The organism is Acidisoma silvae (genome assembly GCF_020618775.1).
GTDB classification, from domain to species: domain Bacteria; phylum Pseudomonadota; class Alphaproteobacteria; order Acetobacterales; family Acetobacteraceae; genus Acidisoma; species Acidisoma silvae.
In genome coordinates, this window is record NZ_JAESVB010000001.1 from 904,754 (window position 1) to 927,004 (window position 22,251).

The following is a 22,251-nucleotide window of genomic DNA, read 5'->3' on the forward strand; positions in this document are numbered from 1 at the left end:
GCTCAAAGCTGGGTGTTGAAGGGCACTTTCAGCGTCCCGGCGATGATCGCCGCCTTCGCGGCATTGACGCTGGGCCAGGCGGCCTGGGCGGCATGAACATAGGCCGGCGGGCCGTTCTGCATGAAAAGGTCCGACGGCACGAAGTCGATGATGCCGTCCGCCAATGTGCTGACGTAATGGCCGGGCGTGAACTTGCCTGACACAGCGGCGGAGACCTGATCGGTCAGCGATTGGCCGAAATTGACCAGCACGGAAGAGGCGACGGTCTTCGGCCCCAGCTTGAACTGCGTGCGGAAAACGGCGCTGACGATGCGGTTGCCGCCTTCGCCCGCCGCGCGGATGACGCCGGCATCCGTCGCCGCGCCATCGGTCTGAATGAAATCGACGCCGCTGCTGAAAAGCTGGCCCGCGATCTCCCGTCCCTTGGTGGGGTCCTGGAAAGAGCCCGCGAAAGCCCCCTTCACGGTGACGGTATGGGAGACCGAGTCCGCGCCCGCCTTCATGGCGTTCAGATCGGCATTCAGCCCCGGCAGGCTCATGCCGCCGATATAGCCCAGCTTGTGGCTTTGGCTGATGCTGGCGCCGAAGATGCCGGCCAGGAACATGCCGTAATGCGCCTGGTATTCGACCGTGCGCACATTCGGGATGACGGGCTTGAAGGGATCGGCATAGAGCTGAATGAACGTCGTGCCGGGATAGCCGGGGGCGACCGCCTTGATGGGGTCTGCCATCTCATTGAAGGTCGTCACGATCACGGCGGCACCTGCGCCCGCCAGCGTCGAGAGGATGGATTGATAGGTCGAAGGGTCGGCGGCATAGATGGCGCGGATCGGGAAATGATCCTGTTTTCCCAGCGCCTTCAGATGCGCGATCATATCGTCGATCGGGCCGTTGTCGCCGGCGGCCTGGGTATGGACCAGGGCGACGAGTTTGCCGGCGGCAAAGGCGCCGCGCCCGAAAAGCGGCAATCCGGCGGCGCTCGCCCCGATCAGGCCGGCGGCGGCCAGGATGCGGCGGCGGCTGGTCTGTTCCGTCACCGAAAGCGTGTGCTGATCCTTGGCATGCGCGGACATCGGACTTTCCCCAGATATTGCTTGGTTCCGGTCAGACCCTAGTGGCGCGCATAGCAGAGCGTCAATTAGCTTGGGCGTCGGCTGCCTTAGCTGGTGCAGCTCACGGCGAGGCCGTCACTGCGCGCCATGGTCTGCGACCGCTCTTCGTCGGGCAGAAGCGGCGGGGAGATAAGGCGGATCTGGCCGCCATCCTCGCCCGAACGGCGCAGGCTCAGTTCGATCTGGGCGGGCGACAGCGGGCGGGAGAAGAAATAGCCCTGCACGCAGTCGACGCCGCAATCGGCGGCGACGGCCAGTTCCGCCGAAGTCTCGACGCCTTCCGCGACGACAGGCAGCTTCAGCACATGGGCCAATTGCACGATGGTCGCGAAGAGGCTGATGCCGTCGTCATTGTCGCGGGCGAGGTTGAGAAAGCCGCGATCCAGCTTAAGCGAGGTCAGCGGCAGTTTCGGCAATTGCGCGAGGGAGGAATAGCCGACACCGAAATCATCCATGGCCACCAGGAAACCGGCATCCCGCGCAGCCTGGAGCGAACGCGAGGCATCTTCATCGGCGAAGGTGCCTTCCGTTACCTCCAGGCAGAAGATGCTGCGCGGCAGTCCGTGGCGGTCGACCAGGGCGCTGAGCGTGCCTGGCACGTCGGAACGCGACAGTTCCAGGGGCGAGATATTGAGATTGACGATGGGCAGGTTGGTAATGCCGCTGTCCCGCCAGGCCGCGACCTGTTGCACGGCCAGTTCGCGGATCTTGGCGCCCAGACCGGAAAACAGTCCGGCGGCTTCGGCGATGCCGACGAAACGGGCCGGCGGCACCAGGCCGGCCGTCGGATGCTGCCAGCGCGCCAAGGCCTCGATCGCGATGACGCTCTGGTCGCGCAGGCTGATGATCGGCTGATAGACCAGGAACAGCTCATCGTCGTTGCGGAAGGCGGTATAAAGATCCTGCTCCAGCCCGATGCGCTCGATGCGCGCGTCATGCTGGGTGCGCAGAAATGACAGTGCCTGATTGCCGCCCTGGTTCTTGGCGATGAACACGGCCTCGTCGGCGGCATCGCGCAGGTCACCCACGCCTTCGGTGGCGCTATGGGCCAGGCCGACGCTGGCGGTGAGGTAGAAATGCCGTCCGTCGGCCAGCGCGAAGGGGCGGGCCATGGCCGCGACGATGCGTTGTGACAGGGCCTGGGCCGCATCCTCGACGATCGGGCGGCAGAAGATCGCGAATTCATCGCTGCCGGTGCGCGCGACCGGATGGGGGGCGGCCAGGTTGGTCAGCCGCCGGGCGATATCGATGAGGATATCGTCGCCAGCCTTATTGCCGAGCACATGGTTGGCGGCGCGAAAGCGATCGATATCGATCAGCATCATGGCCGCCGACGGGGCCGCCGTCTGGCTGGCGACAAGCCGGTCGAAATGGTCACGGGTCAGCAGGCCGGTCAGCAGGTCGTAACCGGCCTCGGGCCGCGCGGCTTGTGCCGCCAGCGCCGCATTGCCGGTCCCCGGAGATTTCCGGTTCACGGTGCTGGCCAGGGCGGCGGCGGCGATGGACAATCCGCCGAGACTGAGCAGCAGGCTCGAGACGGTTCGGAAACCTGCGAAGCCGAAACCGAAGCCGACGAGCGGCAGGCAGCTCCACAGCGCCGCGGCGACCAGTGTCGTGCGGGCCGACGGCAGGCGGCACAGCAGCAGGCCTTCGCCGACGGCCAGCAGAACGATGCCGATCGGGGACGCAAACTCGGAGGTCACAGGATCGGTCCCGGGTGTACGGCCATGGGTCGCGGTCTCGCTGGCCAGCTGGGAGAAGGCAAAGAAACGATCCGCGAAATGGCCGAGCGTCGCCATGACGGCGAGCCCTGCCGCGCAGAGCGCGATGCACCGCCAGATGAGCGAGGCGGAGGGGCCGGGGGCCGCGCCGACGCCGAGAAGAACCAGCGCCGTGGCGGCGAAAAGATCGGGATGCGACGATCCGTCGCTGCGGGGGAGTTGCAGATTGTCGAACAGACCGTAGCCGACCAGCACCGTCGTCAGCGTGAACAGGCTTGCCAGCAACAGCATCGCGCGATGCAGGCTGGCCAATGCACCATGGTGGCCGGTACCGGCACTGTGCAACTGGGTCTGCCCTGTCAAGCCGAGCCGCCTCATCGCTGAAAAATGGATCCCAATCCTGAATAAGACACATCAAATTCAGGCGCAGATATCATTGCAGGTGGCGCCTAGCCTTTGCAGCTCGACCTGTCACGCTCGAAGCTTGGCTCTTTCTATCGCGGAATGGCTTTGCCGCAGTCATGCCCTATTTGAGGCTTCCTCTCGAATATCGTCAAAATTTCGCTTTCGTCAGGCTCACGTTTTCGTGGGTGGCTTGGCCTGCGCGGGAGATAAGTTAGAAAAGCTCAAGTTTCCGCAAGCTTGCCCATTGCCCGTTGCCGATGATGATATGGTCGTACAATCCGATCGACAGTGCGGCGGCGGCCTTATGTACCGCCTGCGTCATTTCGATATCCTGGCGCGACGGCGTCGGGTTTCCGCTCGGATGGTTGTGGACAAGAATAATGGCTGAGGCATTCAGCTCCAGCGCGCGGCGGACGACTTCGCGCGGATAGACGGAGGTGAGGTTGACCGTGCCACGGCTTTGCGGCTCATCCGCGACCAACCGGTTTTTCGTATCCAGGAACAGCACGCGGAAATGTTCCACGCGTTCCCGTGCCAGCATTGCCATCAGATAGTCGATGATGCGATCCCAGGTTGCCAGAATGGGCTGGTCCATCACTTCGGCCCGCACCAGCCGGATGGCGGCAGCCTGAGCGGTTTTGAGGGCCGCGATGCCGGCTTCCCCCAATCCTTCGATGTCGCGCAGCTCCTGTGGCGGTGCCGCTATCGCACCCGCGAAACTGCGAAACTGCGTGAGCAGAGCACGCGCGATCGGTTTGGTGTCGCGGCGCGGCAGAGCCAGGAACAGCAGCATTTCCAGCAATTCGTAGTCGGCGAGGGCTTCGGCGCCAGCACGCAGCAGGCGGTCGCGCATGCGCGCGCGATGCCCGTCAGCGCCATAAGCAGCGGGTGAACTTTTGTCCGCCTCTACAGCAAGCGGACCGAAAAGCCCTTGTGCATCAGCGAGATGGCTGCTCTTGGACATGCCGAGGACTGTGGCATGGGATTGCTCGCAAGGAAATAGATTACAATATCGAAACTAAAATTATGAATAATATTGTGATTGATATATTTCTTGGACTACTAGGCCCCGCTCAGTAGGCGGGCCGCCGCCGGGGCGAAATAGGTCAGCACGCCACGGCAGCCGGCGCGCTTGAAGGCCAGCAGGCTTTCCATCATCGCCCGTTCCTCATCCAGCCAGCCGTTCCGGGCTGCCGCCATGATCATCGCGTATTCGCCGGAGACCTGATAGGCGAAGGTTGGCACCTCGAACCGCTCATGCACGCGGCGGATGATGTCCAGATAGGGCATGCCCGGCTTGACCATGATCATATCCGCGCCCTCGGCGATATCGAGCGCCACTTCGCGCAAGGCCTCGTCGGAATTGGCGGGGTCCATCTGGTAGGTCTTCTTGTCGCCCTTCAATGTGCCGGAGGAGCCGAGCGCGTCGCGGAAGGGGCCGTAGAAGGCGCTCGCGTATTTGGCGGCATAGCTCATGATGCGGGCATGGATCAGCCCGGCCTGATCCAGCGTCTCGCGGATGGCGCCGATGCGCCCGTCCATCATGTCGGACGGCGCGATGATGTCGATCCCGGCCTCGGCCTGCACCTGCGCCTGGCGCACCAGCACGGAGACCGATTCGTCGTTCGCCACATAGCCGTCGCGGATGACGCCGTCATGGCCGTGATCGGTATAGGGGTCGAGCGCCACATCGCCGATCAGCCCGATTTCGGGGAATGCGCGCTTGAGGATGCGGGCGGCGGAACAGATGAGGTTGTTCGGATTGCCGGCTTCGGTGCCTTCGGCGTCCTTGCGCTCGGCCGGCGTCACCGGAAACAGCGCGATGGCGGGAATGCCGAGGCGGGCGGCGGGTTCCACATGGGCGGCCAAGCCGTCCAGCGTCACGCGCTGCACGCCGGGCATGGAGCTGACCTCGGTGGGGCCACCCGTGCCGTCGCGCAGGAAAATCGGCCAGATCAGGTCGTCGACGGACAGTTTGGTTTCCGCAACCAACCGGCGCGTCCAGCTATCGTGGCGATTGCGGCGCAGACGGGTTTGAGGGAAGCGGCTGTCGGTCATGAGCAAGAACCTCTGGTGGGGCGGGTCGCACCATAGAACTCCCGCACTCATCATGACAGGCAACCCAGCTTTGGGACGGCGGCGGTTCACCAGGCGATAGCGCTTGTGTTACAACGCGCGCCCGGCCGATCCGTTCTTTTCCACCCGGCCGGGCCCGTCCAACAGGAACGTTGCATATGAACGAGCAGTTGCCCGCCGCCAGCCTTGCCCGGTTCTTCTCGGCCTCCGTCGAGGAAACCGACCCGGAACTCGCCGCCGCCATCAAAAAGGAACTCGGTCGGCAGCAGGACGGTATCGAGCTGATCGCGAGCGAGAATATCGTCTCGCGCGCCGTGCTGGACGCTCAGGGCAGCGTTCTGACCAATAAATATGCCGAAGGCTATCCGGGTCGCCGCTACTACGGTGGCTGCTATGCCGTTGATATCGCGGAAGAACTGGCTATTTCCCGCGCCAAGCAGCTATTCGGCTGCGAATTCGCCAATGTGCAGCCCCATTCCGGCGCGCAGGCCAATGGCGGCGTCATGCTGGCTTTGTTGCAGCCCGGCGACACCTTCCTGGGCATGAGCCTGGCTGCCGGCGGCCATCTCAGCCACGGTGCCGCACCCAATCTGTCGGGCAAGTGGTTCAACGCCGTGCAATACGGCGTCCGTAAAGAAGACGGCCTGCTGGATTACGAGGAGCTGGAGGAGAAGGCGCGCGCCAACAAGCCCAAGCTGATCATCGCTGGCGGCTCGGCCTATCCCCGCGTCATCGATTTCGCGCGTATCCGCAAGGTGGCCGATGAAGTGGGCGCCATCTTCATGGTCGATATGGCGCATTTCGCCGGTCTGGTCGCGGCCGGCGTGCACCCCAGCCCCTTCCCGCATGCCCATATCGCGACGACGACGACGCATAAGACGCTGCGCGGCCCGCGCGGCGGCATGATCCTGACCAACGACGCCGATCTGGCCAAGAAGATCAATTCGGCGATGTTCCCCGGCCTTCAGGGTGGCCCGCTGATGCATGTCATCGCCGCCAAGGCGGTCGCCTTCGGCGAGGCGCTGCGCCCTGAGTTCAAGACCTATGCCAAGCAGGTCGCCGAGAATGCGAAGGTTCTGGCCGCGACCCTGGTGGAGCGCGGTTTCGATATCGTCACCGGCGGCACCGACACGCATCTGCTGCTGGTCGATCTGCGGCCGAAGCGCGTCACCGGCAAGCTGGCCGAGGCCAGCCTGGAACGCGCGCATATGACGGCCAACAAGAACGCCATCCCCTTCGACCCCGAGAAGCCGGCCATCACCTCCGGCGTCCGCCTCGGCACTCCGGCGGCCACCACGCGCGGCTTCGGCGTGGAGGAATTCCGCCAGGTCGGCGAGATGATCGACGAGGTTCTGACGGGCCTTGCCGGTTCGAACGAGGAAGGCGGCAATGCGCTGATCGAACAGGAAGTCGGCAAGCGGGTTCAGGCCCTCTGCGCACGCTTCCCGATCTATCCGAACTAAGGGCGCGCCTGAATGCGCTGCCCCTTCTGTGGTCATGACGATGCGCAGGTGAAGGACAGTCGTCCCAGCGAAGATGGGACGGCGATCCGCCGGCGTCGCTTCTGCGGCGCCTGTAGCCAGCGCTTCACGACGATTGAACGGGTGCAGCTGCGCGAGCTGGTGGTGGTCAAATCCGACCAGCGCCGCGTGCCATTCGACCGCGACAAGCTCTCCCGCTCCATCCGGATCGCGCTGCGCAAGCGGCCGGTGCAGGAGGAGCGGGTGGAGCGGATCGTCAACAGCATCGTCCGCAAGCTCGAATCGAGCGGCGAGAGCGACGTGCCCAGCAAGCAGATCGGCGAGCTGGTGATGGATACGTTGAAGGAAGTGGACGATGTCGCCTATGTCCGCTTCGCAAGCGTTTATCGGGACTTTCGCGAGGCCCGCGATTTCGAGCAGTTTCTGGGTCAGCTCGGGGACAAGCTGGAGCCTGACGCCGAACCCGGCTAACGGATAAGGGTTAGTGCGGCGCGGGCGACGGCGGCGCGGGTTTGAGAGGCAGAGATGTTCACAGGTATCATTTCCGGTGTCGGCACGGTGGCCGAGATTCAGCCGATCGGTGACGGCGCGGATATGCGGCTGCGCATTGCCGTGCCGCAGGACAAGGCCGAATGGGCCGGCATGCCCGGCGTCATCCTGGGCGCGTCGATCGCCTGTTCCGGCTGCTGCCTGACGGTGGTCGAGATGGACGGCGCTTCTTTTTCGGTGGAGGTCTCGGCCGAAACCCTGTCCAAAACCACGCTCGGTGACTGGGCGGTGGGGCAGGGCATCAACCTGGAACGCGCGCTGAAACTCGGTGACGAGCTGGGCGGCCATATCGTCTCCGGCCATGTCGATGGCCTGGGGGCGGTGATCGCCGCCACTACCGAGAACGGTTCCACCCGCTGGAGTTTCCAGGTGCCGGCCGCGCTGTCGCGCTTCATCGCGTCCAAGGGCAGCGTTGCCGTCAACGGTGTCTCCTTGACGGTGAACGAAGTGCGCGGTGATGTGTTCGGCGTGAACATCATCCCACACACGGCCGAGGAGACGACCTTCGGAACGCTCGCCGTCGGTGATGCTGTCAATCTGGAGATCGACATGCTGGCGCGTTATGTTGCGCGGCTAACGGAGCGCGACCTGTGACGATGATGAAGACCCAGTCCCTCCACGAATATATCTCGCCGACATCCGAGATCATCGAGGAAGCCCGCGCCGGGCGGATTTTCATTCTCGTCGATGACGAGGACCGTGAAAACGAAGGCGATCTGGTGATTCCGGCGCAGTTCGCGACGACGGAGGCGATCAATTTCATGGCGCGCCATGCGCGCGGGCTGATCTGCCTCGCCATGACCGAACGCCGCGTGCATCAGCTCGGCCTGCAATTGATGAGCGCCCATAACCGGTCGCGCCATGCCTCGGCCTTTACGGTCTCGATTGAGGCGCGGCACGGCATTTCCACCGGCATTTCGGCGGCCGACCGCGCCCGCACGGTGGCGGTCGCCATCAATTCCGAAAACCCGCGTGAGGAAATCGCGACGCCGGGCCATATCTTTCCGCTATCGGCGCGCGACGGCGGCAGCCTGGTCCGCGCCGGCCATACGGAAGCGGCGGTCGATATTTCCCGCCTCGCCGGGCTCAATCCGTCGGGCGTCATCTGTGAGGTGATGAACGAAGACGGTACCATGGCGCGGCTGCCGGAACTCGTCGCTTTCGCGCAGCGCCATAATATCAAGCTCGGCACCATCGCCGATCTCATCCAGTACCGCCGCCGCACGGAAAAGCTGGTCAATCGCTCCTACGAGACCTGGAGCAATGATCTGGAGGGCGGCGACTGGGCGGTGAAGGTCTTCGAGGATCGCCTGACCGGAACCGAGCATCTGGCGCTGGTGAAGGGTGACCTCACCGCGCCGGGGGCCTCTCTGGTACGCGTCCACAGCATCGACCCGGTGACGGATCTGCTGGGGCCGGGCCATCACGCGCTGGCCGCGTCCAGCCGTGCCATTGCCGAAGCCGGGCGGGGCGTCATCGTTCTGCTGCGGGACAATCAGCCGGGCGCCGTCGCCCGCAAGCTCGGTCTCAGCGTCGCTGAGCGGGCCGAGGATCATGTGCTCCGCCAATACGGCATCGGCGCGCAGATCCTCATCGACCTTGGTGTTAAGGATATGATTTTGTTGACTAACCACCCGCGCAGCCTGATTGCGCTGGAAGGCTTCGGCCTCAATATCGTCGACCAGCAGCCCTTCGACGAACACGGGCATGTTTCCACGCCGGACGAAGGCGCCCGCTCATGAGCACCGCTGACGCCGTTCTGGGCGATATCCCCGAGCTGGAAGGCGCGCTGCCTTCCGTCCTCATCATCACCGCGCCCTATTACAAGCAGGTCGTGGATGGCATGGCCGAGGGCGCGCGCGCCGTGCTCGACAAGATCGAAGCCGAGCATCAGACGGTCGAGATCGCCGGCGCCTATGAACTGCCGCAGGCCCTGCGCCTGGCCGCCGCCGCCGAGCGGTTCGACGGTTTCATCGTCATCGGCTGCGTCGTGAAGGGTGAAACCGACCATTACGATTTCATCTGCCGCTCGGCCATGGACGGCATCCTGAACGTCGCGCTCGATCACAAGCTGTGCCTGGGTACCGCGCTGCTGACCGTCGACACCATCGAACAGGCCGAGGCCCGTTCGGGTGCCGAGCATAACAAGGGCGCGGAAGCGGCCATTGCCATGCTGAAGCAGGTGGCACTCGTCCATCATCTGGGCCGCATCTGATGGCCGGCAAACCGCAGGGGCCGCGTCCGGCGCAGCAGGGGCGCCCGCGCACAGGCGCGCGCGTCGCCGCCGTGCAGGCGCTGTTCCAGAGCGAGCAGGCCGAGGAAACGGCCGAGACCGTCATCGACCAGTTCACCCGCCATCGCCTTGGCAAGACCGAAAGCAGCGATGGTTTCGAGGAAGGCCGCGTGACGGACGCGCATGTGCCGCTGTTCAACGCCATCGTGCGTGCCGCCGTGCAGGGGCAGGACCAGATCGACAAGCGCATTGCCGATCATCTGCCGGCGGAATGGCCCTTCGAACGTCTGGACCCGGTGCTGCGCGCCCTGCTGCGTGCGGCAGCCGCCGAACTCTCCATGACGGACGGTCCGCCGGTGCGGGTCGTCATCAATGAATATCTCGACGTCGCGCACGGGTTTTTCCATGGCGACGAGCCCAAGCTTGTGAACGGCCTGCTGGATACCCTGGGCCGTGAGGCTCGTCCGGGCGAATTCGCGGCTGCGGCGCCTGCGGACCAACCCACGCCGTAAGGACCGCGCCTGTGACCCCGCCGGCGGAAGGTCTGCCGCCCGAATTCGACCTCATCGGCCGGCATTTCCGTGCGCTTGCGGGGCCGGCCGCGCTCAATCTGGAAGATGACGCGGCGGTGCTGGCGCCGCCGCGCGGGCGCGAATTGGTGATGGCGGCCGATACGATGGTCGCCGGCGTGCATTACCTGCCGGACGATCCGGCGGAGGGTGTCGCGCAGAAGCTGCTGCGCGTGAACCTGTCGGACCTCGCCGCCATGGGGGCCGAGCCGCTGGGCTATCTGCTGACGGTCTCGGCACCCTCCCAGACGCCAGATTCCTGGTTTGCCGGTTTCGCGGCGGGGCTTGGCCGCGATCAGGCGGAATTCGGCCTCTCCCTGCTCGGGGGTGACACCACCAGCACGCCGGGGCCGGTGACGCTGTCGCTGACCATCATCGGGCATGTGGCGCCCGGTCAGGCGGTGCGCCGTCGTGGTGCCCGTGCTGGTGACGAGGTCTGGGTCACGGGCACGATCGGCGACGGCGCGCTGGGCCTCGCTGTCTCGCTCGGCAGGCTGGTGGACCCGTCCGGCTATCTGCGTCAGCGCTATTGCGTGCCGAACCCGCGTCTCGGCCTGCCTCTGGCCGGTGTCGTGTCATCCGCCATCGACGTTTCGGACGGGCTGCTTCAGGATCTTGGCCATATCTGCCGCCTGGCGGGATGTGGCGCGGAGATCGAGGCGGCGTCCGTGCCGCTGTCGCCGGCAGCGCGCGCGGCCGGGCCGGAGTGGTTCGCTGACTGCCTGGGCGGCGGGGATGATTACGAGCTGCTATTGGCCGTGCCGCCTGGGCGCGGTGCGGCGCTGGCCGAGTCCTGTGCGGCGCTTGGCGTGCCGCTGACCAGGATCGGGCGTTTTGTGACGGGCGACCAGCGCGTGCGCGTTCTCGACGCAGGCGGCCAGCCGATGGCGATCGACCGCCACGGCTGGAGCCATTTTTAGGGTCTGCGCGGTTTGAGGTTGAAACACCGTCATGCCCGCTTTCGCGGGCATGACGGCTAGAAAGACTCGTTACAGGCGAGCTATTTAGAAGCTCGGGCCGCCACCGTTGACGCCGCCGCCGCCGGCATTCGACCCGCCGGTTGTGCCGCTGCCGCCGCTGAAACGGCCGATATTGCCGAAAAGCTGTTGCAGGATGGAGGCCGAGGCACCCGGCGTCGGCGTCGTGCCCGGCGCCATGCCGACGTTCTTGCTGTCGTCCTTGTTATAGACATTGACCTTCCGCAGCACGCCGCCCTGGTCGAAGTTCAGCACCACCACGCGCTGTTCCAGCACGCCGGGTAGGCGGCCGACGCGCGGACGGGTGATCTGGCTGATATAGACCCAGGCATTGTCGTTGAAGGTCTCGTGCGTCGTCGGCGAGCCAAGCAGCGCCGTCGCATCGGCCTGTGTCGTCGTGCCGGGCGTCAGCTGCTTCAGCGCGTCATTGTCGATCGGGTCGCCGCGCGTGGTCGACTGAGCCTGGAAGAAACTGCAACCCGCCAGCGGCAGGCCCATGACCAGACAGGCAATGGCGGCAGCGCGGCGAAAGCTCGTCTGGCGACGCGGCGAAGCAGTTTCGGACACTCGGCTCATTCCTTCGTCTCATCTCCGCTCGGCATCGGGGGCAGGCAGGACGCCAGCGGCAGAAGCGCCACGGAGACGACATAGAGACCCCGCATCGCAAGCGGGGTGGGTGTCATGCCCCTGATCTGCTGTCAACTCGTCTCGGAAAGGACTATCGTGATGTTACTCCCGGGCCTGGGTCACTAGGGACCACAGGCTGGCGGGCGAAGCCGATGGATAAAGACCTTCAGACCATGACGCCCGAATTTTCCAGGCCCCTCCTGGCCGCACAGATCGGCCAGAACGAGACCCTCCGCAATATCGAGGCGACGCCCGAGGAATGCGCGGCCCTCGCCGCGCGGCTCGGCCTCGTCGATCTTCTCTCCCTGAAGGCGACAATCCGCCTCAACCGAAAGCCGCGCGACGAATTCGTGGCCAGCGGTGAAATCCATGCCAGGGCCACGCGCACCTGCGTCGTCTCTCTGGAGGATTTCGTCGAGGAGACGGATTTCGCCTTCACCATCCGATTCGTCACCGAAGAACCGGAAATGCCGGACAATCTCGAAGAACTGGCTTTGGAAGACGGACCGGACGAGGTGGCGTATGACGACGGCACGCTGGATCTGGGGGAAGCAGTGGTGCAGGAATTCGCCCTGTCGCTTTCGCCTTACCCCCGCAAGCCCGGCATTGTCTTCGAGGAGCTGGACGAGGATTCGGGCAATGCCTTCGCGGCGCTGAAAAAACTGACCTCGCCCAACTAACGCTCAAAAGGCGGGTGCGGGGCGCGAGTCGTGCGGCCCGGGGCCTGCCGGCGAGCCAAGGACATGAAAGGGTTGTGCGTGTAATGCACAGCCGGCGCTTGCCGCAGGGGGGTGTCTCTGCTAATTGCGCCGCCTCACGCCAATCTAAGTCAGTTTGACTTCGTCCGAGCGGGCGATGGTCTATTAACGAGAAAGGGGTTCCGGCGATGGCCGTTCCCAAAAGAAAAACCTCGCCGTCCCGCCGTGGGATGCGTCGCGCCCACCAGGCTCTGACGGCCCCGAGCTTTGCCGAATGCGGCAATTGCGGCGAGCTGAAGCGCCCTCACCACGTTTGCAGCCATTGCGGTCATTATGACGGCCGTGAGGTTGTCGGCGCTGGCAAGGCGCTTAAAGGCACGGTCCGCGCCTAACCGGGCCCGCGCCGCATCGTGTCTTCCTTTCAAGGCATAACCGAAGCGGTCGGGGCGAAGCTCGCCTCCGCGCAGTTCGCCTTGGCGATTGATGCGATGGGCGGGGATGATGCGCCGGAGATGGTGGTCGCGGGTCTTGACCTTGCGGCCGAACGCCATCCCGGCGGACGGTTTCTTCTGGTCGGCGACGAAGCCAGGCTGACGCCGCTGCTCGCGAAGTATAAGCGTGCGCGGGCGGCAAGCACTGTCCGGCATGCGGCGGAATCAGTCACCGGGGATATGAAGCCCACGGTGGCTTTGCGCATGCGCGACAGTTCCATGCGCCTCGCGATCGACGCGGTGGCGAATGGGGAAGCAAGCGGCGTCGTCTCGGCCGGCAATACCGGCGCGCTGCTGGCGCTCGCTAAGATCGTCGTCAAGACCCTGCCGGGTATCGACCGCCCGGCCATGGCCGCCACCGTGCCATCGGCACGGGGCGATGTTGTCATGCTCGATCTCGGCGCCAATGTTGTCTGCGATACGCGCAACCTCGTCGAATTCGCGGTCATGGGCGAGATGTTCGCCCGCACCGTTCTCGGCATTCCCGAACCCCGCATCGGTCTGCTCAATGTCGGCTCCGAGGAGCTGAAGGGTGACGAGCGCCTGCGCCGCGCGGCGGACGTGCTGCGCAGCAGCCATATCGGCGAACGCTTCCACGGTTTCGTTGAAGGCCATGACATTGCCGCCGGCACGACGGACGTGATCGTGACCGACGGCTTTACCGGCAATGTCGCGCTGAAGACCGGCGAGGGCGCGCTCAAGCTCATGGGCGGCCTGCTGCGGCAGGTCTTCACCAGCAGCCTTTCCGCCAAGATCGCCTATCTGTTCGCCCGCACCGGCCTGGACCGGCTGCGCGAATGGCTGGACCCGCGGCGCTACAATGGCGCCGTCATGGTCGGCCTCAACGGCGTCGTCGTGAAATCCCATGGCGGCACAGATGCGCTGGGCTTCGCCCATGCCGTCGATGTCGCGATGAACATGGTCGAGCACGGTTTTACCGCCGGCATTGCCGATGGGCTGCGCAAGCTCGCCGAGCAGGAAAAGCTGGCGGCCTTGGCCGAGCCGGATGCCGATGCCCTGGCTTTGACCGGCGAGCCCCCTCTGGCCGAAGCGAAGTAGACAAACGTGACAGCGCCTATCCGTTCCGTATTGGCAGGGGCCGGCGGCTTTCTGCCCGGCCGCGTCGTCACCAATGACGAGATGGCGGCCGTCGTCGATACGTCCGACGCCTGGATCCGCGACCGCACCGGCATCCATCAGCGCTACCGGGCGGAAGGTGCCGAGACCACAACCTCCATGGCCGTTGCGGCCGCGCGCAAGGCGCTGGATGCCGCCGGGGCCAGCCCGGATGATGTCGATCTCATCATCGTCGGCACCAGCACGCCGGACCAGGCTTTCCCCTCGGTCGCTGTGCGGGTGCAGGCCGCGCTGGGTATTCAGAAAGGCTTCGGCTTCGACGTTTCTGCCGCCTGCGCCGGCTTCGTCTATGCGCTGTCGATCGCCGATGAAATGATCCGCGCCGGCCGGGCGCGCGGCGCGCTGGTCATCGGCGCGGAAGTCTTCTCCCGCATCCTCGACTATACCGACCGTGGCACCTGCGTGCTGTTCGGGGATGGCGCGGGCGCGGTGTTTCTGCGCGCCGAGGCCAGCGAAGGCGAGCAGGGCATCCTGTCCACCCATCTGCATGCCCAAGGGGCGCTCGGCGATATCCTCTATGTCGATGGCGCCATCGGTGTCGCCGACAGTGCCGGCCAGCCGCTGCCGGGCAAGCTTCACATGAACGGGCGGGAGGTCTTCCGCCATGCCGTGCAGCGCCTGTCGGAAAGCGTGGACGAAGCTTTGGCGCATAACAATCTGGACCGTGGCGCGGTCGATTGGCTGGTACCCCATCAGGCCAATATTCGAATTATCGAGGGCATGGGCCGCAAGCTCGGCCTGGCGCCGGAACGGGTGGTCATCACCGTTGACCGTCATGCCAATACCTCGGCCGCCTCCATCCCGCTGGCGCTGGCTGAAGCCATGGGCGACGGCCGGATTAAGCGTGGTCAGCTGGTGCTGATGGAAGCGCTTGGCGGCGGCCTGGTTTGGGGATCGGCGCTCGTCCGCATCTAAGCTTCAGGCTTAACTCCTTCGCGCCATCTCTTCGCCACGGATAAAACATCCGCGCGCCAAAGCCTTGATGGTGAAGGATTCGTTGACAGAGCGGCTGGCAATGCTACCGTTGCGGCATGAGCACAGTGACGCGCGCACAGCTGGCCGAGACGATCTACGCACAGGTTGGCCTGTCGCGTAACGAATCGGCTGACCTGCTGGAGTCCGTGCTGGAGCGGATATCCACCGCACTTGAGGCAGGTGAATCCGTTAAAATCAGTGGCTTCGGAACCTTTTCTGTTCGCCAGAAAGGTCGCCGCATCGGCCGCAACCCCAAAACCGGCGTCGAAGTTCCCATTCTGCCGCGCCGCGTTCTCGTCTTCCGGCCGAGCCAAGTGCTGAAAGGCACCGTCAATGGCGAAGTCGTTGAGGATGATGGTGCCGATTCGTGAGTGCCATTCCGCTCCCGCGCGAGGATGACGATCACGCCGCCCGCGCCAAACCCAAAAAAGCGCCAACGGCTTTTCGCACAATCAGCGAAGTGGCCGACGATCTTCATATTCCACAGCATGTGCTGCGCTTCTGGGAAACCAAATTCACTCAGGTGAAGCCGCTGAAGCGCGGCGGTGGCCGCCGCTATTACCGGCCGGACGATGTGGCGCTGCTGCGTCGCATCGCGCATCTGCTTTATACCCAGGGCTATACCATCAAGGGCGTGCAGCGCCTGCTGCGCGAAGGCGGTGGCCGTCTGGCGGACGATATCCCGCCGCCGCTGCTCGATGACCAGGATAGCGAGGCTGAAACGGACGGCGAGGCGCTGCTGCTGTCCAGCCAGCCGGCTGAAGAGAGCGAGCCTGTGGCGCCTGTCGCCGCCAGCCTGCCCTTGCGCTTCATTCCCCGGTCCAGCCAGCCGGCAGGCCATGCCTTGGCTTCCGTTGCGGCCTTGCCGTCCGCCCTGGCGGCGAAGGATGAGGAAGTCGTGAAGCTGCGCCAGGCGATGACCGAGATGCTGGGCCAGCTTGAGGCATTGCGCGCGCTTCTGGCGCGCTGACGCCCGGTCTTTTGCGCCGATCCACCGCCCAGCGACGGCAGTGTAACAAAACCTTTCATCGACCAGCCTGACGACGACAGATAAGCCGATAAAAACGGTGGCGGATCGTATCATGTCGGACATGACAGCCTCTTCTCAGAATGCAGGCCGTCCCAGTCTCCAAGGCAAAGGCCATTGGGCGACGGTGCCGGTTTTCGCCCTGCTGCTTGTCTGCGGCCTCGGCTACGCCGTCTATGGGCTGGTCGCGGATATGGAAAGCGCGGGCGCCCAGCCGCTGGCGATCGGTGCTTTTCTGCTTCTGGGCATCGCGCTGCTCATCGCCCTCGGCTTTGAATTCGTGAACGGCTTCCATGATACGGCCAATGCCGTCGCGACCGTCATCTACACGCATAGCCTGCCGCCGACGATTGCCGTCGTCTGGTCGGGTTTCTTCAATTTCCTGGGTGTGCTGACCTCCACCGGTGCTGTGGCCTATGCCATCGTCGCTCTGCTGCCGAACGATCTGGTGCTCAATGTCGGCAGTGGCGCCGGCTTCGCGATGATCTTCGCGCTGCTGCTGTCGGCGATCGGCTGGAACCTGCTGACATGGTGGTTCGGCATTCCCAATTCCTCGTCGCATGCGCTGATCGGATCGGTCATCGGCGTCGGCATCGCCAATCAGTTGATGGCCCCGGCCGGCCACCCGACGGCCGGCGTGCAATGGGGCGCGGCCATCGGCGTGCTGAAGGGCCTGCTCTTCAGCCCCGTCGCCGGCTTCGTGCTGGCGGCGCTGCTGCTCCTGCTGATGAAGGTTCTGATCCGCTCCAAGAAGCTCTATACGGCCCCGGAAGGCCGCAACCCGCCGCCGTGGTGGATCCGCGGCATCCTGATCCTGACCTGCACCAGCGTCTCCTTCGCCCATGGCGGCAATGACGGCCAGAAGGGCATGGGTCTGATCATGCTCATCCTGATCGGCGTGGCGCCGACAGCCTTCGCCCTCAACCGCACCGTGCCGGAAAGCCATACGCCGACCTTCGTTGCGGCCAGCACCCATGCCGCCGCGGTCTTCGATGCTCATGCCGCGAAGGACGCCGCCAAGGTCGAGGCCGCCGAAGCCCGCCAGCGGGTGGATGACGCGATCAACCAAAAGACGCTGTCGGCCCCGGAAACTTTCGCAGCGCTCAGCGTGCTGACCCATAAGATTTCGGATGAGGTTCGCAGCTACGGCGCCCTCTCGCATGTGCCGGCGGCGGAAGCGGCCAATATCCGCAATGACATGTATCTGACGGATGCGGCCGTGACGGCCCTGACCAAGAACCCCGGCTCGGTCTCCGCCGACGAGGCCAAGACGCTGAAATCCTATAAGACGGAGCTGGAACGCGGCACGCGCTTCATCCCGACCTGGGTTAAGGTGTCGGTTGCCGTCGCTCTCGGTCTTGGCACCATGGTCGGCTGGAAGCGCATCGTGCAGACGGTGGGGGAGCGTATCGGCAAAACCCATCTGACCTATGCGCAGGGCGCGGCGTCGGAAATCGTCGCCGCCGCCACGATTTCCATGGCCGAGGTCTGGGGCCTGCCGGTCTCCACCACGCATATCCTGTCGAGCGGCGTCGCCGGCACCATGGTCGCGAGTGGCTCCGGCTTGCAGCGCAGCACCCTGGTGAAGCTGGCCTCGGCCTGGATTATGACGCTCCCGGTCGCGATTGTGCTGTCGGGTGTGCTGTTCTTCGTCTTTCGCGAGATTTTCTGAGGCGGTACCGGTTTAGGTTGGCGCACACCCTTCATCGTCACGCCCGCGAAAGCGGGCATCTTCTGCGCCTCTCACAGAGGCCAAGTTAGAAGACCCCCGCCTGCGCGGGGGTGACGGCGGTGGGTTTAGCCAATGCCCGTCAGCCCTGGGCCAGCAGTGCATCCACCTCGGCGCGTTTCGGCATGCCCGCACCCGCGCCGGCACGCGTCACCTTCAAGCCCGCGACGGCGCAGGCGAAGCGCAGCGCCTCGGGCAGCGCCAGGCCTTCGGACAGAGCGACCGCGATCCCGGCATTGAAACTGTCGCCAGCGCCGGTCGTATCGACCACCGCGCCCGCGCGCACCGCCGGCACCATCACCGTCTCACCGTTGTGGCGCAGCAGAGCGCCCTTTTCGCCGAGCGTGATAATCACCGCGCCAGCCCCGCGCGCAATCAGCGCGTCGGCGGCGGCCTCGGCCTCGGCCGCGTTCGTCACGGGCAGGCCGGTCAGTTCGGACGCTTCCTTTTCATTCGGCGTCAGGATGTCCGACAGGCGGATGATGTCCCACAGTTCGTCGGAGACCGGGCCTTCCGGCACCGGCGCGGGGTTGAGGATGGTGCGTACCCCGGCGCGGCGCGCGATGGTCAGCGCGTGGGTCACCAGCGGCAGCGGCGTTTCCAGCTGGGTAATGAAGGCATCGGCCTTGCCGATCTCATCGGCGGCCTGCGCAATCTCGCCTGTCGTCAGCGTCGCCGCCGCGCCTGGCACGATGATGATGGCGTTTTCGCGGGTCTCGGCATGGACGATGATGGCCGCCGACCCGGTCGGCAGGTCAGCGCTTTGCTGCAAGAAGCGCGTGCCGACGCCCTCGGTCTGATAGATGCCGCGCGCCATGGCGCCATAATGGTCGGTGCCGATCTTGGCGATGAATTCCACCGGGGCACCCAGGCGCGCGGTCGCGATGGCCTGGTTGGAGCCCTTGCCGCCCGGCCCGATGCTGAAGCCGCTGCCGATCTGCGTCTTGGTCCAGACCGGAATGTCCGGCGTCTGGAAGACGAAATCGACCGCGAAGACGCCCATCACAATGATCATTTTTTCTTTCCTCCCGGACGTCGTTTTCAGCCCAGTGCCTGGGCGGCCTTCAGCACATCCGCCGCGTGGCCGGTGACCGAGACCTTGCGCCAGATTTTGGCGATTTTGCCGTCAGGCCCCACCAGAAACGTGGACCGCTCGATGCCCATATATTTGCGGCCATACATCGATTTCTCGACCCAGGTGCCATAGGCCTCGGTCACGGCCCCTTCGGCGTCGGAGGCGAGCGGGAAGGTGAGGCTGTATTTTTCGGCGAACTTTTCCAGCGCCTTCATGGGATCGCGGGACACGCCGATGACGTCGAGGCCCAGATGGCCCAGCTGCGGCAGCGCTTCCTGGAAGGCGCAGGCTTCCTTGGTGCAGCCGGTCGTATCCGCCTTGGGATAGAAATACAGCACAAAGGGCTTGCCGGCGTAATCGGCCAGGCTGACCTTGCGGCCGGCGGTGGCCGGCATGGTGAAATCGGGGGCGCTATCGCCTTCGTTCAAGTTCATGGTGTCTTCCCTCAGGATTTTGGGGCTGTCTCGGTCGGATCGCCGATATGGCGGATGAAGGCGGCGCGGACCAGAGCCGCCGTTTCCTCCATGCGGTGGCGGAGGTCGGCCATGGTGGCATTGCGGGTGGCGGCCAGCAGAATGCGGGCCGAGGCTTCGGGAAGATCGGGGGACCGCGTCAGGCCCACCGTCAGGCGCAGCATGCTCTGGATGGTCCGCCACAGATGGTCGGCCGTCATTAGCGCCTGCCCCTCGGCATGGGGAATAAAGCCGGCAGCGAGAAGATTGCCTAGCGCGATGCGCGTCGTCGTATTGCGCAGCTCCGGATGCTCGGACCCATGGATGAGCTGCAGGATCTGCGCGATGAATTCCACCTCCATGGCGCCGCCGGGCATCAGCTTGACGTCCCAGGGGCCGGCGGGCGGCAAATCCCGCAGCATGCGGCGCCGCATGTCGAGCGCGTCATGACGCAGAACCTCGGCGGGCAGGCGGGGATGCAGCGCCTCTCGCAAAGCCTTTTCGACGACCGGCAGAAAGGCGGGCGTGCCGGTGGCGGCGCGGGCGCGGGTCAGGGCCATCTGTTCCCAGGTCCAGGCCTGTTCGGCATGATATTTCTGGAAAGCGGCGAGGCTGACGGCGACCGGTCCCTGATTGCCGGAGGGACGCAGGCGCATATCGACCTTATACATCGGGCCTTCGACACCCTGCGCCGTCAGCGCGCCGGTGAAGGCCGTGACCAGGCGCGCGAACCATTGGCTGGGGGCCAGGGCTTTCGGCCCGTCGCTGGCTTCCACATCGTCTTGCCGGTCATAAATGAACATGAGGTCGAGGTCGGAGCCTGGCATCATCTCCCGGCTGCCGCCCTTGCCCAGAAGCAAAACGGCCCAGCCGCCACCGCGTAGTTGGCCGTAGCGGGCGATCTGCTGTTCCACCACGGCGTCCAGAATGGTGCCGAGTGCGGCGTCCGCCAACGCCGTACGGGCGATACCGGCCGCATCCACATCCATACGGCCTTCCAGCGTCGCGACGCCGATGCGAAAATGTTCCTCGCTCACGAAATGCCGTGTGACCGCGATGCGATCCTCCAGCGTCGAAGCATCGACCAATTGCGCGCGCAGGGCGCGCGACGGGTCCGACCGCGCTTCCTCCGATCCCAGCAGGCCTTCCAGCGAACCAGGGTGATTGGCCAGATGATCGGCCAGGCCTGGGGCGGCGCCCAGCAGCACGGCGATGCGGTCGATCAGCGCCGGATTGCGGCTGAAGAGCGAGAAAAGCTGCACGCCCGCCGGCAGGCCCGAGACGAAATGATCGAAGCGCGCGAAGGTCTGGTCGGGCTGCGGCTGGGCGGCGATGGCCCGCAGGATGGGCGACAGCAGGGGTTCCAGCAGGCTGCGCGCGCGTTCCGAGCGCAGCGCGCGGGGCCGGCCCGACAGCCAGCGGCGGATCGTTTCCACAATGCGCGGCGTATCGGCGAAGCCGAGTTCGGTCAGGCGCGCCAGGGTCTGGTCCGGGGCCTTGGACCCGTCATGCCCGACGGCCAGGCTTTCCGCATCCTCGGCCATTTCAAAAAAGCTGTCGTAGAGCGCCTGCACTTCCAGAAGATGCGCCAGCAGCCGGTCGGCGAAGGATTGCGGCGACGCGGCCCCCATGAAGGTCGCCAGCGCCGCCATGCCTTCCATCGTGCCGGGCAGGCTATGGGTCTGGCGGTCGGCGATCATCTGCAAGCGATGCTCGACCTGGCGCAGAAAGCGATAGGCGCGGGTCAGCACGGCGGCCGTGTCGCTGGAGACATGGCGCAGCCGCGTCAACAGCCGCAAAGCGGGCAGGGTGGCGCCCACGCGCAGCATCGGCTCCCGGCCGCCCCAAACCAGTTGCTGGGACTGCGCCAGGAATTCGATTTCCCGAATGCCGCCACGGCCGATTTTCAGATTATGGGACAGCAGGCGCTGCACGCTGTCCGGTCCTTCGGGAATAGGACCGCCGCGATGCGCATCCATCAGCCGCTTCATGGCATGGATATCGGCAATGGCCGCGAAATCCAGGTGGCGGCGCCAGACGAAGGGCCGCAGATGCTCCAGGAAGGCCTGCCCCAGGGCGATATCGCCGGCCACCGGCCGCGCCTTGATGAAGGCGGCGCGCTCCCAGTTGCGGCCCATCGTTTCGTAATAGGCGAGCGCCGTCGGCACCGAAATCGCCAGCGGCATGGCCGAAGGATCGGGACGCAGGCGCAGATCGACGCGAAAGACATAGCCGCCGACATCGCGCGCTTCCATCAGCTTCACCAGATCCCTGGCTAGGCGCGTGTAACTCTCACCTATAGTCTCGTTCGGTGAAGCAATGGCTGCTGGATCGTAGAAGACGATGAGGTCGATATCGCTCGAATAATTCAACTCCCGGCCGCCCAGCTTGCCGAGAGCCAGAATGGTCAGGCCGCAGCCGATGACCGGGTCGCCGTCCGGGTCCGGCAGGCTGATGCGTCCCTGCGCATGATTGCGGCGCAGAAGGTGGCGCACGGCCAGTTGCAGCGTCTCCTCCGCCAGGCGCGACAATGCGCCGGTGACGCGGGACAGCGGCAAGGCACCGCCGATATCGCCCAGTGCCACGGCCAGCGCCACCTGACGCTTGGCGTCGCGCATCGCGGCGCCGATGGCGGCCGTGGTGGCGCTGGGGCGGATCTGTCCCAGCCGGTCAAAGGCATGGGCGATGGCGGCTTCCGGCCCTGCGGTCGCGACCGTCGCCAAGGTTTCGCGTTCGCGCAAACTGAGATCGGCCAGATAGTCGCTATTGCCGCCGATCGCCCGCAGCATGGCCAGCGGCACAGCCTCCGTGCCGGGCAGAGCGTGGATGCGGTCGACGAAACGGTCGGCGGCCGCCGTCTCGGCCGGCACCGGCCAGTGGAAGTGCACATCAAGGGTCATCGCGGCGGAGGCTGGGC

At 65.2% G+C, this 22,251-nt stretch carries 21 protein-coding genes and 1 pseudogene; 14 read left to right on the forward strand and 8 right to left on the reverse strand.

All coding sequences use genetic code 11. The features are described 5' to 3' along the window. Positions 1–2 precede the first annotated feature (2 nt). From ASILVAE211_RS04295 to hemB, 4 genes are all read right to left on the reverse strand, one after another. Positions 3–1,073 carry a BMP family ABC transporter substrate-binding protein gene (locus ASILVAE211_RS04295; RefSeq protein ID WP_227320030.1) on the reverse strand — a complete coding sequence of 357 codons (1,071 nt, stop codon included), beginning with the start codon at positions 1,071–1,073 and terminating at the stop codon, positions 3–5. An 86-nt stretch (positions 1,074–1,159) separates the two neighbouring features. Then, positions 1,160–3,196, reverse strand: coding sequence for a putative bifunctional diguanylate cyclase/phosphodiesterase (locus ASILVAE211_RS04300; RefSeq protein WP_227320031.1), 2,037 nt, complete (start codon positions 3,194–3,196; stop codon positions 1,160–1,162). A 253-nt stretch (positions 3,197–3,449) separates the two neighbouring features. Then, positions 3,450–4,202 carry a RadC family protein gene (gene radC / locus ASILVAE211_RS04305; RefSeq protein ID WP_227320032.1) on the reverse strand — a complete coding sequence of 251 codons (753 nt, stop codon included), beginning with the start codon at positions 4,200–4,202 and terminating at the stop codon, positions 3,450–3,452. Positions 4,203–4,300: 98 nt separating this feature from the next. Then, positions 4,301–5,296, reverse strand: coding sequence for a porphobilinogen synthase (hemB, locus tag ASILVAE211_RS04310; protein WP_227320033.1), 996 nt, complete (start codon positions 5,294–5,296; stop codon positions 4,301–4,303). Positions 5,297–5,472: 176 nt separating this feature from the next. Between hemB and glyA the strand changes: the two genes are divergently transcribed. From glyA to thiL, 7 genes are read left to right on the forward strand one after another with little or no spacing between them, the layout of a single operon-like run. Continuing rightward, on the forward strand, positions 5,473–6,777 hold the full coding sequence (gene glyA / locus ASILVAE211_RS04315; RefSeq protein ID WP_227320034.1) for a serine hydroxymethyltransferase: 1,305 nt from the start codon (positions 5,473–5,475) through the stop codon (positions 6,775–6,777). Between the two features lie 12 nt (positions 6,778–6,789). Next, complete coding sequence (gene nrdR, locus ASILVAE211_RS04320) at positions 6,790–7,266, forward strand: transcriptional regulator NrdR (RefSeq protein WP_227320035.1); 477 nt, start codon at positions 6,790–6,792, stop codon at positions 7,264–7,266. Positions 7,267–7,320: 54 nt separating this feature from the next. Continuing rightward, complete coding sequence (locus ASILVAE211_RS04325; protein ID WP_227320036.1) at positions 7,321–7,938, forward strand: riboflavin synthase; 618 nt, start codon at positions 7,321–7,323, stop codon at positions 7,936–7,938. A gap of 2 nt (positions 7,939–7,940) precedes the next feature. After that, positions 7,941–9,086 (forward strand): 3,4-dihydroxy-2-butanone-4-phosphate synthase, encoded by a 1,146-nt coding sequence (gene ribB, locus ASILVAE211_RS04330; protein WP_406566011.1) that lies wholly within the window; start codon positions 7,941–7,943, stop codon positions 9,084–9,086. After that, positions 9,083–9,559 carry a 6,7-dimethyl-8-ribityllumazine synthase gene (gene ribH / locus ASILVAE211_RS04335; protein WP_227320037.1) on the forward strand — a complete coding sequence of 159 codons (477 nt, stop codon included), beginning with the start codon at positions 9,083–9,085 and terminating at the stop codon, positions 9,557–9,559. Before ribB ends, ribH begins: the two co-directional genes overlap by 4 nt. Further along, complete coding sequence (gene nusB / locus ASILVAE211_RS04340; RefSeq protein ID WP_227320038.1) at positions 9,559–10,089, forward strand: transcription antitermination factor NusB; 531 nt, start codon at positions 9,559–9,561, stop codon at positions 10,087–10,089. Before ribH ends, nusB begins: the two co-directional genes overlap by 1 nt. Positions 10,090–10,100: 11 nt before the next feature. Further along, complete coding sequence (gene thiL / locus ASILVAE211_RS04345; protein ID WP_227320039.1) at positions 10,101–11,066, forward strand: thiamine-phosphate kinase; 966 nt, start codon at positions 10,101–10,103, stop codon at positions 11,064–11,066. An 84-nt stretch (positions 11,067–11,150) separates the two neighbouring features. Here thiL and ASILVAE211_RS04350 read toward each other — a convergent pair whose 3' ends face one another. Then, complete coding sequence (locus ASILVAE211_RS04350) at positions 11,151–11,690, reverse strand: outer membrane protein assembly factor BamE (protein ID WP_227320040.1); 540 nt, start codon at positions 11,688–11,690, stop codon at positions 11,151–11,153. Positions 11,691–11,902: 212 nt separating this feature from the next. On the opposite strand from ASILVAE211_RS04350, the gene ASILVAE211_RS04355 reads away from it, so the two are divergent. From ASILVAE211_RS04355 to ASILVAE211_RS04385, 7 genes and pseudogenes are all read left to right on the forward strand, one after another. Then, entirely contained in the window at positions 11,903–12,430 is a 528-nt protein-coding gene (locus tag ASILVAE211_RS04355) for a YceD family protein (protein ID WP_227320041.1), read from the forward strand. A gap of 206 nt (positions 12,431–12,636) precedes the next feature. Then, positions 12,637–12,840, forward strand: a complete 204-nt coding sequence (gene rpmF, locus ASILVAE211_RS04360) for a 50S ribosomal protein L32 (RefSeq protein ID WP_227320042.1) — start codon at positions 12,637–12,639, stop codon at positions 12,838–12,840. Positions 12,841–12,936: 96 nt separating this feature from the next. Further along, on the forward strand, positions 12,937–13,998 hold the full coding sequence (plsX, locus tag ASILVAE211_RS04365; RefSeq protein ID WP_406566012.1) for a phosphate acyltransferase PlsX: 1,062 nt from the start codon (positions 12,937–12,939) through the stop codon (positions 13,996–13,998). A gap of 6 nt (positions 13,999–14,004) precedes the next feature. After that, complete coding sequence (locus ASILVAE211_RS04370; protein WP_319799532.1) at positions 14,005–14,991, forward strand: beta-ketoacyl-ACP synthase III; 987 nt, start codon at positions 14,005–14,007, stop codon at positions 14,989–14,991. Positions 14,992–15,107: 116 nt separating this feature from the next. Beyond that, positions 15,108–15,422 carry an integration host factor subunit alpha gene (locus ASILVAE211_RS04375; RefSeq protein WP_227320044.1) on the forward strand — a complete coding sequence of 105 codons (315 nt, stop codon included), beginning with the start codon at positions 15,108–15,110 and terminating at the stop codon, positions 15,420–15,422. Positions 15,423–15,478: 56 nt separating this feature from the next. Then, a pseudogene (locus tag ASILVAE211_RS26645) lies at positions 15,479–15,713 on the forward strand (MerR family transcriptional regulator); the annotation flags it as partial. 420 nt (positions 15,714–16,133) lie between these two features. Continuing rightward, positions 16,134–17,750 (forward strand): inorganic phosphate transporter, encoded by a 1,617-nt coding sequence (locus tag ASILVAE211_RS04385; RefSeq protein WP_227320046.1) that lies wholly within the window; start codon positions 16,134–16,136, stop codon positions 17,748–17,750. A 139-nt stretch (positions 17,751–17,889) separates the two neighbouring features. Here the strand turns inward: ASILVAE211_RS04385 and ASILVAE211_RS04390 are convergent, their stop codons facing one another. From ASILVAE211_RS04390 to ASILVAE211_RS04400, 3 genes are read right to left on the reverse strand one after another with little or no spacing between them, the layout of a single operon-like run. Further along, positions 17,890–18,822 carry a ribokinase gene (locus ASILVAE211_RS04390; RefSeq protein ID WP_227320047.1) on the reverse strand — a complete coding sequence of 311 codons (933 nt, stop codon included), beginning with the start codon at positions 18,820–18,822 and terminating at the stop codon, positions 17,890–17,892. Between the two features lie 26 nt (positions 18,823–18,848). Then, entirely contained in the window at positions 18,849–19,316 is a 468-nt protein-coding gene (gene bcp, locus ASILVAE211_RS04395) for a thioredoxin-dependent thiol peroxidase (protein ID WP_227320048.1), read from the reverse strand. A gap of 11 nt (positions 19,317–19,327) precedes the next feature. Continuing rightward, entirely contained in the window at positions 19,328–22,234 is a 2,907-nt protein-coding gene (locus tag ASILVAE211_RS04400; RefSeq protein ID WP_227320049.1) for a bifunctional [glutamine synthetase] adenylyltransferase/[glutamine synthetase]-adenylyl-L-tyrosine phosphorylase, read from the reverse strand. Positions 22,235–22,251 lie beyond the last annotated feature (17 nt).